The sequence below is a fragment of the Pseudomonas sp. CCI1.1 genome (assembly GCF_034348165.1).
Classification (GTDB): Bacteria; Pseudomonadota; Gammaproteobacteria; order Pseudomonadales; family Pseudomonadaceae; genus Aquipseudomonas; species Aquipseudomonas paracarnis.
Genome location: NZ_CP133780.1, coordinates 1,625,588 through 1,638,876, shown reverse-complemented (window position 1 = coordinate 1,638,876; position 13,289 = coordinate 1,625,588). Strand labels below are relative to the sequence as shown.

Sequence of the window (13,289 nt, the reverse complement as noted above, 5' to 3'; positions counted from 1 at the left end):
AAGCCCGTCCCCATGAGTGACAGTACCCAGCGCATGGCCAGTGATATCGATCAGATGACCGAAGTGGCGATGCTCTATTACCTTGAGAACGTCACTCAGGAGGCCATTGCCAAGCGTTTTGACCTGTCGCGGGCAAAAGTCAGCCGCCTGCTCAAGCGTGCGCGCGATGAAGGGATTGTCGAGGTGCGCGTGCTGCAGCACCCGGCAATGAACAACGAGCTGGAACGGGCACTGGTGGAGCGCTTCAAGCTCGACCGCGCCTTGATCGCGGTCGACCACAGCGACCCCGACACCCAGCGCTCGGCGGTCGCCAGCCTGGTCGCCAACTACCTCAACAAGACCCTGAGTGATGGGATGATCGTTGCCGTGGGCATGGGGCGTAACGTCGGCGCGGTGGCCGATAACGTGTTTCTGCCGGTGACCCGCAACTGCACCTTTGTGTGTGCCATCGGCGGTTCGCTCAAGGCCGGCGAATACATGAACCCTGACCACATCTGCCGGCGCCTGGCCCTGCGCTTTGGGGGCGAAAGTGAAAGCCTCTACGCCCCAGCGCTGGTGGCCAACCCCGAGCTGCGCGGGGTGCTGATCAACAACGACACGGTGCGCTCCACCCTTGACCGCGCACGCCGCGCTGACATTGCCTTGATCGGCATCGGCGACATGAGCGAGAACAGCAACATGGTGCGCATGGGCTGGTTCTCGCCCCAGGAAATCGCCCAGGCGCGCCTGTCTGGCACTGTGGGCGACATGATGGGCTATGACTTTATCGACATTCACGGCCAGCCGGCGGTCAACGCCATCCAGGGGCGCGTGATCGGGTTGACGGTGCAGGAGCTGTTTCGCATCCCGGACGTGGTGGCGATTGCCAGTGAGAACACCAAGGCGGCGGCGACCTTGGGGGCGTTGCGCTCGGGAGTGATCAATACGCTGGCGACCACCGTCACCAACGCCCACACCATCCTGGCGCTGGACGATGCCACTCGTAAAACCTGATACAGATCGTTCCCACGCTCCAGCGTGGGAACGCATCCTGTGACGCTCCGCGTCACCCTTGCGCGGGTGGGACGCGGAGCGTCAAAGGCGGCATTCCCACGCGGAGCGTGGGAACGATCAACACCGAGGTGCCTGCATCGCAGGCAAGCCAGCTCCCACAAGTATTGGTGTGCTTCTGATAGGGGGCTACAGGTTTTGTAATAGTTTTGCGCTGTAGGAAATTTGTATTTCAAATGTAGGATTCAAGTCCTTTTGTCATTTCAGGACTTGCATGAACACCCTCTCGGAGCCTCCCAGTCGTCTTTCCCCAAGACAACCGCTGTCGCTGTTCCCGCTGAAGCACCCCGTATTCCGTCAACTAACCTTGTCTCGGTCGTATGACCGCACTTTGCCGTGCCCGGCGTTCTGAACACTTTAAAGACAGAGAATTTATAAATGGAATGGTTAGCGGATCCTACGGCCTGGCTCGGCCTTGCGACCTTGATTGTGCTGGAACTGGTGCTGGGTATCGACAACCTGGTGTTTATCGCGATCCTGGCGGACAAGCTGCCACCGGAGCAGCGTGACCGTGCACGTTTGATCGGTTTATCCCTGGCGCTGCTGATGCGCCTGGGCCTGTTGGCGAGTATTTCCTGGTTGGTGACCCTGACCCAGCCGCTGTTCGAGGTGTTCGACAAGAGCTTCTCGGGCCGTGACCTGATCATGCTGTTCGGCGGTATATTCCTGCTGTTCAAGGCCACCATGGAATTGCATGAGCGCCTTGAAGGCCATGTGGCGCAGCACAAGGGCAATGTGGCTTACGCGATGTTCTGGCCGATCGTCGCGCAAATCGTGGTGCTGGATGCGGTGTTCTCCCTCGATGCGGTGATTACCGCCGTGGGCATGGTCGACGAGCTGGCGGTGATGATGATCGCGGTGATCGTGTCCATCGGCCTGATGATCGTGGCGAGCAAGCCGCTGACCCGTTTCGTCAATGCGCACCCCACCGTGATCATGCTGTGCCTGGGCTTCCTGATGATGATCGGTTTCGCCCTGACCGCCGAAGGCCTGGGTTTCCATATTCCCAAGGGCTACCTGTACGCGGCCATTGGCTTCTCGATTCTGATCGAGGTGTTCAACCAGATCGCCCGAGCCCGTCGCAAGAAATCGGCGCAGGGCGTGTTGCCGGTGCGTGAGCGTACCGCCCATGCGGTGATGCGCTTGTTGGGCGGCCGCAGCCTGGCGGTGGAAGAAGTGGGTGAAGACGTGGCTGACCTGCTGGGCGAGCCGGATGCTGCGCAGGGGCCGCTGTTTGATCGACGCGAACGGGTGATGATCAGCGGTGTGCTGCAACTGGCCGAGCGGCCGATTCGCACCCTGATGACCCCAAGGGCCAAGGTTGACTGTATCGACCTGGCGGACGAGCCCGAGACGACGCGTCTGAAACTGATGCACTCGTCCTACTCGCGTCTGCCGTTGATCCGTAACGGTGCAGTGGATGAGCCTTTGGGCTTTGTGCACAAGAAAGAGCTGCTCAAGGAATACCTGGCTGGCAACGAGCCGAACCTTGCGCACTTGGCGCGTCGGGCGATCAACCTGCTGGAAAGCTTTTCGATCCTCAACGCCCTGGAGCAGATGCGCCAGGAGTCTACCCACATCGCTTTCGTGATCAACGAATTCGGCGACTTCATGGGTGTATTGAGCATGACGGATATTCTGGAATCCATCGCCGGTGAATTGCCCGATGCCAGCGAAATCGAAGGGCCGGACATAGTCGAGGACGGCGATGGTTTCCGTGCCAATGGTGCCTTGAACCTCAACCTGCTGCGTCAGCGAACGGGCTTCAAGGCTGCGGCTACTGAGGACTATCAAACCTTGGCGGGGTTGGTGATGAGCCTGCTCGACCGCCTGCCGGCGGTGGGCGATAGCCTGGAGCATGAAGGCTGGCGTTTGACCGTGGCTGAAGTGGAAGAGCGCCGGGTGACGCAAGTGCACTTGCGCCCTTGCTCAGGTCATAACGGCTGAAGATGTCTTTTACGCACTGTTCTTGACTTTCCCAAGGGCCGAAGCCTTTGAATATGTCTGCCAGGACGCCGTCCACGTAGACTAAAAGCGTCGGGGTGCCTGTAACGTCAGGGTGCTTCGGCGTATTTGCACAATCCAGTACCAGGCTGACTATCCAGGGATGCTTCCAGGCGGCCTGCTCGAAGAAGTCGCAGGCCTGCGCGCAAGCGGGGCAGTGCTCTGAAAAAAAAAGAATAAACACCGGGCGCGGTGTGTTCAGTACCCGATTGAACCCTTGGGCGCTGGAAATTCTGCGCGTGGCGACTCCCATGTTGATCCTCCTGCCTGCCGTGTTGGTTTTTGCTCACGCTAAGCCGGAGGGTCGTCACCGTCTACTGTCAACCTTCACAGGTGCGCGTCACTTGCACTCGACCCGTCTAGGTGCGCTGTAACACCGTTGTGGGGCGTTGCGTAGCACTGCCATGCGACGACGGCGCAACGCTGTTTATCTCTGCAATCGCTATCACGCTGATCCATAACGCATTTATTACCCCCATAGGTTTCCTCCAGCGTCTGTGGCACACTTTCTGCTGTCTATTCCGTTGTTACATACCAAGTTCCGGTATAGCGGAATACACAATCCCTGGAGTGCTTGTCATGCATCACCGACCTTCCGTATTCAAAGCGTGTGTTTTTCTCGTCGCTGCATCGGCTTCCTTCGCCAGCCTGGTGCAGGCGGCGGACAGCAAGCTCGATGATGTGCTCAAGCGTGGGCACTTGATCGTAGGTACAGGCAGTACCAATGCGCCGTGGCACTTCCAGGGAGCGGATGGCAAGTTGCAGGGATTTGATATCGACATCGGCCGCATCGTGGCCAAAGGCTTGTTCAATGACCCGAGCAAGGTGGAGTTTGTGGTGCAGTCGTCCGATGCACGTATTCCCAACCTGCTCACCGACAAGGTCGACATGAGCTGCCAGTTCATCACCGTCACCGCCAGCCGTGCGCAGCAGGTGGCCTTCACCCTGCCGTACTACCGGGAAGGCGTCGGCCTGCTGCTGCCGGACAACAGCAAGTACAAGGAAATCGAAGATCTCCAAGCCGCAGGTGATGACGTTACCGTGGCAGTGCTGCAAAACGTATACGCCGAAGAGTTGGTGCACCAGGCGCTGCCCAAGGCCAAGGTCGACCAGTACGACAGTGTCGACTTGATGTACCAGGCCGTGAACTCAGGTCGCGCCGATGCCGCCGCCACCGATCAGTCCTCGGTCAAATACCTGATGGTGCAGAACCCTGGCCGCTACCGCAGCCCCACCTACGCCTGGAGCCCGCAAACCTACGCCTGCGCGGTCAAGCGCGGCGACCAGGACTGGTTGAACTTCGTCAATACCGCGCTGCACGAAGCCATGACCGGTGTGGAGTTCCCCACCTATAAAGCCTCGTTCAAGCAGTGGTTTGGCGTGGATCTGCCAGAACCGGCGATTGGTTTTCCCGTGGAATTCAAGTGACCCGCAACAATAGGGGCGTGCCTGAACACGCCCCCTTCAGGTGCTGCTGACCATGAACTATCAGTTGAACTTTGCCGCCGTCTGGCGTGATTTCGACACCTTGCTGGCGGGGCTCGGCCTGGGGTTGCAGTTGGCGTTGCTGTCGATCGCCATCGGCTGCGTGATCGGCCTGTTGATGGCGTTTGCCATGCTCTCCAGGCACCGTGCGTTGCGTATTCTTGCCTCGGTGTATGTGACGGTGGTGCGCAACACCCCCATCCTGGTGTTGATCCTGTTGATCTACTTCGCCTTGCCCTCCCTGGGCATTCGGCTGGATAAGATTCCCTCGTTCATCATCACCCTGTCGCTGTATGCCGGCGCCTATCTCACCGAGGTATTCCGCGCAGGCCTGGTGAATATTCCCAAGGGTTTGCGGGAAGCCGGCCTGGCCATCGGCCTGGGCGAGTGGCGAATTCGCGCTTACATCACCGTGCCGGTAATGCTGCGCAACGTGCTGCCGGCGCTGTCGAACAACTTTATCTCGCTGTTCAAGGACACCTCCCTGGCCGCTGCGATCGCGGTGCCGGAGCTGACCTATTACGCCCGCAAGATCAACGTCGAAAGCTATCGGGTGATTGAAACCTGGCTGGTCACGACCGCGCTCTACGTGGCTGCCTGTTACCTGATTGCCATGCTGCTCCGTTACCTGGAACAGCGTTTGGCTATCCGTCGTTAAGGAAGGGTCCCATGTACGAATCCCCCAGTTGGCTGCATGAATTGTGGATCGCCCGCGAGACCCTTTGGGCTGGCTTTCAGGCAAGCGTGGCGGTCTCGGCGCTGGCGATTGTCTTTGGCACCCTGATCGGCATCGTCGCCGGGTTGATCCTCACCTACGGCAAATTCTGGATGCGCGCGCCGTTCCGTCTGTATGTCGATTTGATCCGTGGCACGCCGGTGTTTGTACTGGTGTTGGCGTGTTTCTACATGCTGCCGGCCCTTGGCTGGCAAATCAGTGCGTTCCAGGCCGGTGCGGTCGGGCTCACCTTGTTCTGTGGCTCCCATGTATCGGAAATCGTGCGCGGCGCGCTGCAAGCCATTCCCCGTGGGCAAATGGAAGCGGGTAAGGCGATTGGCCTGACGTTTTATCAGTCCCTGGGCTACGTGCTGTTGCCCCAGGCGCTGCGGCAGATTTTGCCGACCTGGGTCAATTCCTCCACGGAAATTGTCAAGGCTTCCACCTTGCTGTCGGTGATCGGCGTGGCCGAATTGCTGCTCAGTACTCAGCAGGTGATCGCGCGCACCTTCATGACCCTGGAGTTCTACCTGTTCGCCGGTTTTCTGTTCTTTGTCATCAACTACGCCATCGAATTATTCGGGCGCTACATTGAAAAACGGGTGGCCTTGCCATGAACCAAGCTCAAACCAACCCAGCGCTGCTGGACATTCGTGGCCTGCGTAAACAATACGGCCAGGTGGAAGTGCTCAAGGGCGTCGACCTGTCCATGCAGCGCGGCAATGTGGTGACGTTGATCGGCTCCAGCGGCTCGGGCAAGACCACCTTGCTGCGCTGCGTGAACCTGCTGGAGGAGTTCCAGGGCGGGCAGATCACCCTGGATGGCGAGTCCATTGGTTACAGCGATGTTGGCGGCAAGCGCGTACGCCACCCGGAGCGGGTGATCGCCCAGCACCGCGCAATGACCGGCATGGCATTCCAGCAATTCAACCTGTTCCCGCACCTGACTGCGCTGCAGAACGTTACCCTCGGCTTGCTCAAGGTCAAGAAGGTGGGCAAGGATGAAGCGGTAGCCCTGGCCGAAAAATGGTTGGACCGTGTCGGCCTGCTGGAGCGCCGCAATCACTTTCCCGGCCAATTGTCCGGCGGCCAGCAACAACGTGTGGCCATTGCCCGGGCCATTGCCATGAACCCCAGCCTGATGCTGTTCGATGAAGTCACCTCGGCCCTCGACCCGGAGTTGGTGGGCGAAGTGCTCAGCGTGATCAAGGGGCTGGCGGAGGAGGGCATGACCATGTTGTTGGTCACCCACGAGATGCGCTTTGCCTATGAAGTTTCGGACCAGATCGTGTTCATGAACCAGGGCCGCATTGAAGAGCAGGGCAGCGCGAAAGATATATTCGAGCGGCCGCAGTCGCCGCGCCTGGCGGAATTTCTCAAGAACATTCGTTTTTAACAAGGAGCAACTATATGAGCATTACTCGTTACGGCACCGGCAGCACCGCAGGTGGCGGCCAGCCACGCCCGTTCGCCCGCGCTGTGGAAGCCGATGGCTGGCTGTACATGTCGGGCCAGGTACCTGCGGTGGACGGTGAAATCATCAATGGCGGCATCATCGAGCAAACCCGCCAGACGATGCGCAACGTGGTGGCGATCCTCGAAGAAGCCGGCTACGAGCTCAAGGATGTGGTTCGGGTGGGCGTATGGTTGGAAGACCCACGGGACTTCTGGAGCTTCAACAAGGTGTTCGGCGAATACTTCACCCCGGAACACGCCCCGGCGCGTGCCTGTGTGCAGGCCAATATGATGGTCGATTGCAAGGTCGAGATTGATTGCGTGGCCTACAAGAAAAAGGCCTAACTGATCATTCCCACGCTCTGCGTGGGAATACCGCCTTGGACGCTCTGCGTCCGCGCTTGTGACGCAGAGCGTCACCGCATGCATGCCCACGCAGAGCGTGGGAACGATCATCTGGAACGGGACCGAGTACTGCCATGACCGAAGATACCATCAAACGCCGCGCCAAAGGCCTGGACCGTGCGTTCGATATCCTCGATTTTCTCAAGGAAATCGGCCAGCCCCTGCGCCCGAATGATATTGCCAGCGGCATCGGCAGCCCCAAATCCACGGTCTACGAACTGGTGGCGTCGTTGCTGGAGCGGCGCATCCTGGAGACCGTGGGCAAGGAAGGCCACGTGTACCTGGGGCGTCAGCTGTATTTCCTTGGCCAGGCACACTTGCGTCACTTTGACCTGACCCGCGAGGCCGACCACGCCTTGCAGGAGATCGTCAGCCAGACCCACGAAACCGCACAGATGTGCCTGCTCAACGGGCGCAAATACACGGTAGCGCTGATGCGCGAGGGCCAGCGGCATTTCCGTATTTCTTCGGATATCGGTGAAAACGCCCCCATTCCCTGGACCGCCTCGGGGCGCTTGTTGCTGGGGCATTTGAGCGATCAGCAGATCGTCGACCTGATCGATCCCGACGACTTCATCCTGCCGGACGGCCTGCGCCTGCCGCTGGACACTTTCCTGGCGCAGATCCGCCAGGCCAGCCTGGATGGGTTCTTCTCCTTCGACAGTGTGGCCGACACCTTCACCCATTGTTTTGCCGCCCCGGTGCGCGATGCCCAGGGCATCAGCATCGCGACTCTGTGCATCGTCGCCCCCCGGGCTGATGCGAGTAAAAACTACCACGACTATCGCCGGGTACTGATCGACAGTGCCAACAGCCTGGCCCGGCGCATCAACGAATAGGAGTTTTCCATGTCTGCCCTCAACGCCGTTGAAAAAGGTGCCGCTGCCGTCGGTGCCCATTTGGTTCGCGATGTCAGCCTGCCGGCCCTGGTGCTGCACCGTGACGCCCTGGAACATAACATCCGCTGGATGCAGGACTTTGTCCGCAGCAGCGGCGCCGAGCTGGCGCCCCACGGCAAGACCAGCATGATGCCCGCGCTGTTCCAGCGCCAGATCACCGCCGGTGCCTGGGGCATCACCCTGGCTACCGCCGTGCAGACCCGCGCCGCCTACGCCAGCGGCGTGCGTCGCGTGCTGATGGCCAACCAACTGGTGGGCGCAGCGAACATGGCCTTGATCGCGGACCTGCTGGCCGACAAGGATTTTGACTTTCATTGCATGGTCGATCACCCGGACAACGTTGCCGACCTGGGCCTGTTCTTCGCCGCCCGTGGTCAGCGCCTCAATGTGATGATCGAGTATGGCGTGGTCGGTGGCCGGTGCGGCTGTCGCAGCGAGCAGCAAGTGCGCGACCTGGCCAAGGCGGTCCAGGCCCAGCCGGCCTTGGCCCTCACCGGTATCGAGGGTTACGAAGGCGTGATCCACGGCGAGCACGCCATCAGTGGTATCCGCGCCTTCGCCGCCAGCCTGGTGAGCCTGGCGGTCGAGCTGCAAGACAGCGGCCTGTTCGACCTGCCCACGCCGATCATCACCGCATCGGGCTCGGCCTGGTACGACCTGATCGCCGAGTCGTTCGAAACGCAGAACGCCGCCGGTCGTTTCCTCAGCGTGTTGCGCCCAGGCAGTTACGTGGCCCACGACCATGGCATCTACAAAGAGGCGCAGTGCTGTGTACTCGAACGCCGCAGCGACCTCAACGAGGGCCTGCGCCCGGCAATGGAAGTCTGGGCGCATGTGCAGTCGTTGCCGGAGCCTGGTTTTGCGGTGGTTGCCCTGGGCAAGCGCGACGTGGCCTACGACGCCGGTTTGCCGGTGCCACTCAAGCGCTACAAGGCCGGGATCGTGCCGGCGCAAGGTGATGATGTGAGCGGGTGCAAGGTCACGGCGGTAATGGACCAGCATGCGTTCATGACCGTGGCGCCCGGGGTTGAATTGCGTATTGGCGACATCATTTCCTTTGGTACGTCCCACCCTTGCCTGACCTTTGATAAATGGCAGGTGGGGTGCCTGGTGGATGAGCAGTTGCAGGTGGTTGAGTCTCTGCGTACCTGCTTCTAGACCGAGTCGCGGCTATCGCAGCGATGCGGCGACCCGACAAGCCAGCTCCCACAGTGACCGCGTTTTAACTGAAGGAATGCAGTCAAATGTGGGAGTCGGGCTTGCCCGCGATGGGGCCCTCCAGCACACCTGAGAACTTTGCCATGAACACCCACCCCCGCATCGCCCTCATCGGCGAATGCATGATCGAACTGCAACACCGCGCCGACGGCAGCCTGCACCAGAGCTTCGGCGGCGACACCCTGAACACTGCGGTGTACCTGCGTCGCGAGCTGGGCGATGCCGGCAGCGTTGACTACGTCACCGCCCTGGGCGATGACAGCTTCAGCGATGCCATGTGTGAGCATTGGCACGCCGAAGGCCTTGGCCTGGGCAGGGTCCAGCGTCTGCCTGGGCGCCTGCCGGGCTTGTATTGCATCCAGACTGATGCCCAGGGCGAACGTAAATTCCTCTACTGGCGCAACGAAGCGGCCGTGCGCGACTGCTTCACCACGCCTGCCGCCGAGCCGGTCCTGGCGGCATTGCCGGGCTATGACGTGGTGTATTTCAGTGGCATTACCCTGGCGGTGCTGGGAGACATCGGGCGTGAGCGCTTACTGCAGGCGCTGATCGAAGCCCGCCAGCGTGGCGCCAAGGTGGTGTTCGATAACAACTACCGGCCCAGGCTGTGGGCCGATGTGCAAACGGCCCGTGAGGCGTATCGCAGGGTGTTGGCCGCAGTGGACATTGCCTTGCTCACCGAGGATGACGAACGCGCGTTGTTCGGCTATGAGGATAGCGAGCAGGTGTTTGCGGCGTATCCCTCGATTGCAGAAGTGGTGCTCAAGCGGGGAGCGGATGCGTGCCTGATTCGTTGCGCGGGCGAGCGCTTTGCGGTGCCGGCGTTGAAAGTGGAGAAGGTGGTGGACACCACGGCGGCGGGGGATTCGTTCAGTGCGGCGTATCTGGCCAGTCGGCTCAACGGTGGTTCGCCCCAAGACGCCGCACTGGCGGGGCATCGGTTGGCGAGCCGGGTGATTCAGGTGCCGGGGGCGCTGATACCGAGATGATCACTGATCGTTCCCACGCTCTGCGTGGGAGCGCAGCCCGGGACGCTCCGCGTCCCAGAAACGGACGCAGAGCGTCCAGTGAGGCATTCCCACGCAGAGCGTGGGAACGATCGGATGTGGGAGCTGGCTTGCCTGCGATAGCGGACTGAAGCCATCCACTCAATCGCGGTAAAACACCTGCACCAGGTGATAGCCAAACTTGCTCTTGATCGGCCCGTGCACCACCTTCACCGGTTTCTTGAAGATCACCGCATCAATCGCCCCCACCATCTGCCCGGGCCGCACTTCGCCCAGGTCACCACCGCGTTTGCCCGACGGGCAGGTGGAGTACTTCTTGGCCAGCACATCAAAGGCTTCGCCTTTGGCAATACGCTGCTTGAGTTGTTCGGCTTCTTCGCTGGTTTTCACCAGGATATGACGGGCTTGGGCTTTCATGGGGCTCTACCAGCTGTGCGACGGCGCGCGATTATGCCTGAACTCAGGCCTCGACGCCGATCATGCTACGGATTTTGTTGGCCAACAGGTCAATGGAAAAAGGCTTGGCGACCATGTCCATGCCGTCCTCCAGGAACCCCTGGCGTTCGGCGGCTTTCTCGGCATAACCGGTCATGAACAGCACGCGCAGGCCGGGGCGATGCTGGCGGGCGATTTCCGCCAGTTGCCGGCCGTTCATGCCGGGCAAGCCAACGTCGGTCACCAGCAAGTCCACGCGCAAATCCGATTCCAGCAACGGCAGCGCCGCACGCGCATCCGCCGCCTGGTGAGCGGTATAGCCCAGTTCGTCGAGTACATTGACCACCAGCATACGCACCGCCGGGTCGTCCTCGACCACCACCACCGCTTCACCGGCCAGGGCCACGGGGGCTTCGGTCAGGCTGGTAGGCAGGCTGCTTTCCAGTGCGGTGCCATACAACCGCGGCAGGTACAGGCGCACGCAGGTGCCCTGGCCCGGTTCGCTCTGGATGGTCACGTGGCCGCCGGATTGCTGGGCAAAACCGTAGATCATCGACAACCCAAGGCCAGTGCCTTGGCCGATGGGTTTGGTGGTGAAGAACGGGTCGAACGCCTTGGCGAGGATTTTCGGCGCCATGCCGCTGCCGTTGTCGCTCACGCCAAGCATCACATAGTCGCCGGCCTTGACCGGTTCCAGGGTGGTGATGTCGGTGCCGTCCAGGTAACTGTTGGCGGTTTCGATCAGCAGCTCGCCGCCGTCGGGCATGGCGTCGCGGGCGTTGATCACCAGGTTGAGCAGGGCGTTTTCCAATTGGCTGGCATCGGTGTTCACCGGCCAGGTGTCCTTGCCCAGTTTTACCTTGAGTTCGATATGCGCGCCCTTGGTGCGCCGGAACAGGTCTTCCAGGGACGCCACCAGTTGGTTGGGGTCGGTGGGGCGACGGTCCAGCGACTGGCGTCGCGAGAACGCCAGCAGCCGGTGGGTGAGGGCGGCGGCGCGGTGGGCGGAGGACACGGCGGCATCGGCAAAACGGCCGATATCGTCGCTGCGTCCGGCGGCAATGTAACGCTGCATCAGGTCGAGGCTGCCGATGATGCCGGTGAGCATGTTGTTGAAGTCATGGGCGATACCGCCGGTGAGCTGGCCGACCGCTTCCATCTTCTGCGCATGGCGCAGGGCATCTTCGGCACGCTCGCGCTCGAACATCTCGTTTTGCAGGCGCTGGTTGGCTTCGGCCAGCGCCTGGGTGCGCTGGGCCACGCGTTCTTCAAGGTTCTCGTTGAGGTGGCGCAGGGCTTCTTCGGTGAGCTTGCGTTCGGTCTCGTCGATCACAAAGATGTAGAAACCATTCACTGAGCCGTCACTGCTAAAGCGCGGCAGGTACTTCATCAGTGCATGGCGCGGGCGGCCATCGCGATGAGGCGTCACCGTCATGAAGCTGCACGCCTTGCCCTTGAGCGCGGCGGCAATCTTGTCTGCGCGCCCGGCATACACCTCGTCGCCAAGTACTTCGCGGATGGTTTTGCCGTACAGCTCCTGGGGCGTCTTGCCGTACCAGTCCAGGTAAGCGCTGTTGTTGAGGCGAAAGCGCTGGTCGTGGTCAACGTAGCCGATCAACACCGGCATGGCGTTGATGATCAGTTGCAGCTCGGTCTGGCTCTGGCGCAGGGCTTGCTCGGTGTTTTTACGCTCGGTGAGGTCCAGCGCGGCGCCGAGGAAACGCGCAGGCCGGCCCTGTTGATCCTTGTAGCAGCGGCCACGGGCGAACACCCAGCGCACCTGGCCGTCGGCTTGCAGCAAGCGATACTCCTCGGCGTATTCGGTGCCATGGGTAATGCAATGCTTGATGCTGCGCGTCACCGTTCCCCGGTCCTCAGGGTGCACACCATGCAGGTAGGCGCTGATGGGCAGCAGGCTCGAATCGTTGGGGTCGACGCCATGCAGGTAGGCGAAATGGGCGTCGGCGATGAAACGGTCTTCGCCGATATCCCAGTCCCAGGTGCCTACCGCGTCGGTGGCCGCCAGTGCCAGTTGCAGGCGCTGCTCGGTGTTGTGCTGGGCCTTGAGGCTGGCTTCGGAGCGCTGTTGCAGTTCGAGGGTTTTGCTGCGCCGCTCATTGGTTTCAATGGCCGTGACCAGGATGCCGGCCACCCGGCAGCTTTCATCGCGCACCGGGCTGTAGGTCAGGTCGAGCCATATCTCGGTGTCGCGGCCCTCGCGTTGCAGCACAAAGCGTTGCTCGCTGAAGGTGCGCACCTGGCCGCCGAGCACGGCGTCGTAGACCGGCGCGGCGAAGCTTTCCAGTTCGGGCCAAGTGTGGTGCGCCGGCTGGCCCAGAGCGCCGGGGTGCTTGCCGCCTATCAGGTGGGCAAAGCCATCGTTATAGAGTTGTATGAGGTGTGGGCCCCACAGCAGCACCATGGGCATGGGTGAATGCACGACGATATCGACAGCAGTGCGCAGGCTTTGCGGCCACTCACTGGCCTCACCGAGGGGGCTTTGCGCCCAGTCCAGCCGCCTGATCAATGCAGCGGCTTCGCTACCGGTGGATGTTCCATTCATAAAAAGCCCTGAGCCTGACGCTTTGAAAAATGACAACACCCATTGTCCCAAGG

At 61.1% G+C, this 13,289-nt stretch carries 12 protein-coding genes and 1 pseudogene; 10 read left to right on the top strand and 3 right to left on the bottom strand.

Going from position 1 to position 13,289, the window contains the following annotated elements:
* Positions 1–12 precede the first annotated feature (12 nt).
* Together RHM69_RS07050 and RHM69_RS07045 are read left to right on the top strand one after the other, a co-directional pair.
* A complete protein-coding gene (locus tag RHM69_RS07050; protein WP_034125745.1) occupies positions 13–993 on the top strand; it encodes a sugar-binding transcriptional regulator in 981 nt (326 codons plus the stop codon).
* Between the two features lie 435 nt (positions 994–1,428).
* The gene (locus tag RHM69_RS07045) at positions 1,429–2,997 is read left to right on the top strand and encodes a TerC family protein (RefSeq protein ID WP_200600852.1); all 1,569 of its coding nucleotides are present in this window, start codon (positions 1,429–1,431) and stop codon (positions 2,995–2,997) included.
* A gap of 49 nt (positions 2,998–3,046) precedes the next feature.
* On the opposite strand, the pseudogene RHM69_RS07040 reads toward RHM69_RS07045, so the two are convergent.
* A pseudogene (locus tag RHM69_RS07040) lies at positions 3,047–3,307 on the bottom strand (thioredoxin family protein); the annotation flags it as partial.
* A 326-nt stretch (positions 3,308–3,633) separates the two neighbouring features.
* Here RHM69_RS07040 and RHM69_RS07035 point away from each other — a divergent pair.
* The 8 genes from RHM69_RS07035 to RHM69_RS07000 all read left to right on the top strand — a co-directional run bounded on the left by RHM69_RS07035 (position 3,634) and on the right by RHM69_RS07000 (position 10,220).
* Complete coding sequence (locus tag RHM69_RS07035) at positions 3,634–4,482, top strand: transporter substrate-binding domain-containing protein (RefSeq protein ID WP_122301220.1); 849 nt, start codon at positions 3,634–3,636, stop codon at positions 4,480–4,482.
* Between the two features lie 52 nt (positions 4,483–4,534).
* On the top strand, positions 4,535–5,197 hold the full coding sequence (locus RHM69_RS07030) for an amino acid ABC transporter permease (RefSeq protein WP_019817612.1): 663 nt from the start codon (positions 4,535–4,537) through the stop codon (positions 5,195–5,197).
* A gap of 11 nt (positions 5,198–5,208) precedes the next feature.
* Positions 5,209–5,871, top strand: a complete 663-nt coding sequence (locus RHM69_RS07025; protein ID WP_014718199.1) for an amino acid ABC transporter permease — start codon at positions 5,209–5,211, stop codon at positions 5,869–5,871.
* On the top strand, positions 5,868–6,650 hold the full coding sequence (locus tag RHM69_RS07020; RefSeq protein ID WP_014718200.1) for an amino acid ABC transporter ATP-binding protein: 783 nt from the start codon (positions 5,868–5,870) through the stop codon (positions 6,648–6,650). Before RHM69_RS07025 ends, RHM69_RS07020 begins: the two co-directional genes overlap by 4 nt.
* A gap of 14 nt (positions 6,651–6,664) precedes the next feature.
* Positions 6,665–7,054: a RidA family protein gene (locus RHM69_RS07015; protein WP_200600854.1), complete on the top strand. Its 390-nt coding sequence runs from the start codon at positions 6,665–6,667 to the stop codon at positions 7,052–7,054.
* Positions 7,055–7,188: 134 nt separating this feature from the next.
* Positions 7,189–7,953 carry an IclR family transcriptional regulator gene (locus RHM69_RS07010; protein WP_014718201.1) on the top strand — a complete coding sequence of 255 codons (765 nt, stop codon included), beginning with the start codon at positions 7,189–7,191 and terminating at the stop codon, positions 7,951–7,953.
* Between the two features lie 9 nt (positions 7,954–7,962).
* Positions 7,963–9,171, top strand: a complete 1,209-nt coding sequence (locus RHM69_RS07005; protein ID WP_014718202.1) for an amino acid deaminase — start codon at positions 7,963–7,965, stop codon at positions 9,169–9,171.
* A gap of 143 nt (positions 9,172–9,314) precedes the next feature.
* On the top strand, positions 9,315–10,220 hold the full coding sequence (locus tag RHM69_RS07000) for a sugar kinase (RefSeq protein WP_014718203.1): 906 nt from the start codon (positions 9,315–9,317) through the stop codon (positions 10,218–10,220).
* 159 nt (positions 10,221–10,379) lie between these two features.
* Here RHM69_RS07000 and RHM69_RS06995 read toward each other — a convergent pair whose 3' ends face one another.
* Positions 10,380–10,655 carry a peptidylprolyl isomerase gene (locus tag RHM69_RS06995; RefSeq protein WP_003174397.1) on the bottom strand — a complete coding sequence of 92 codons (276 nt, stop codon included), beginning with the start codon at positions 10,653–10,655 and terminating at the stop codon, positions 10,380–10,382.
* Positions 10,656–10,698: 43 nt separating this feature from the next.
* On the bottom strand, positions 10,699–13,236 hold the full coding sequence (locus RHM69_RS06990; RefSeq protein WP_014718204.1) for a PAS domain-containing protein: 2,538 nt from the start codon (positions 13,234–13,236) through the stop codon (positions 10,699–10,701).
* Between the last annotated feature and the right edge of the window lie 53 nt (positions 13,237–13,289).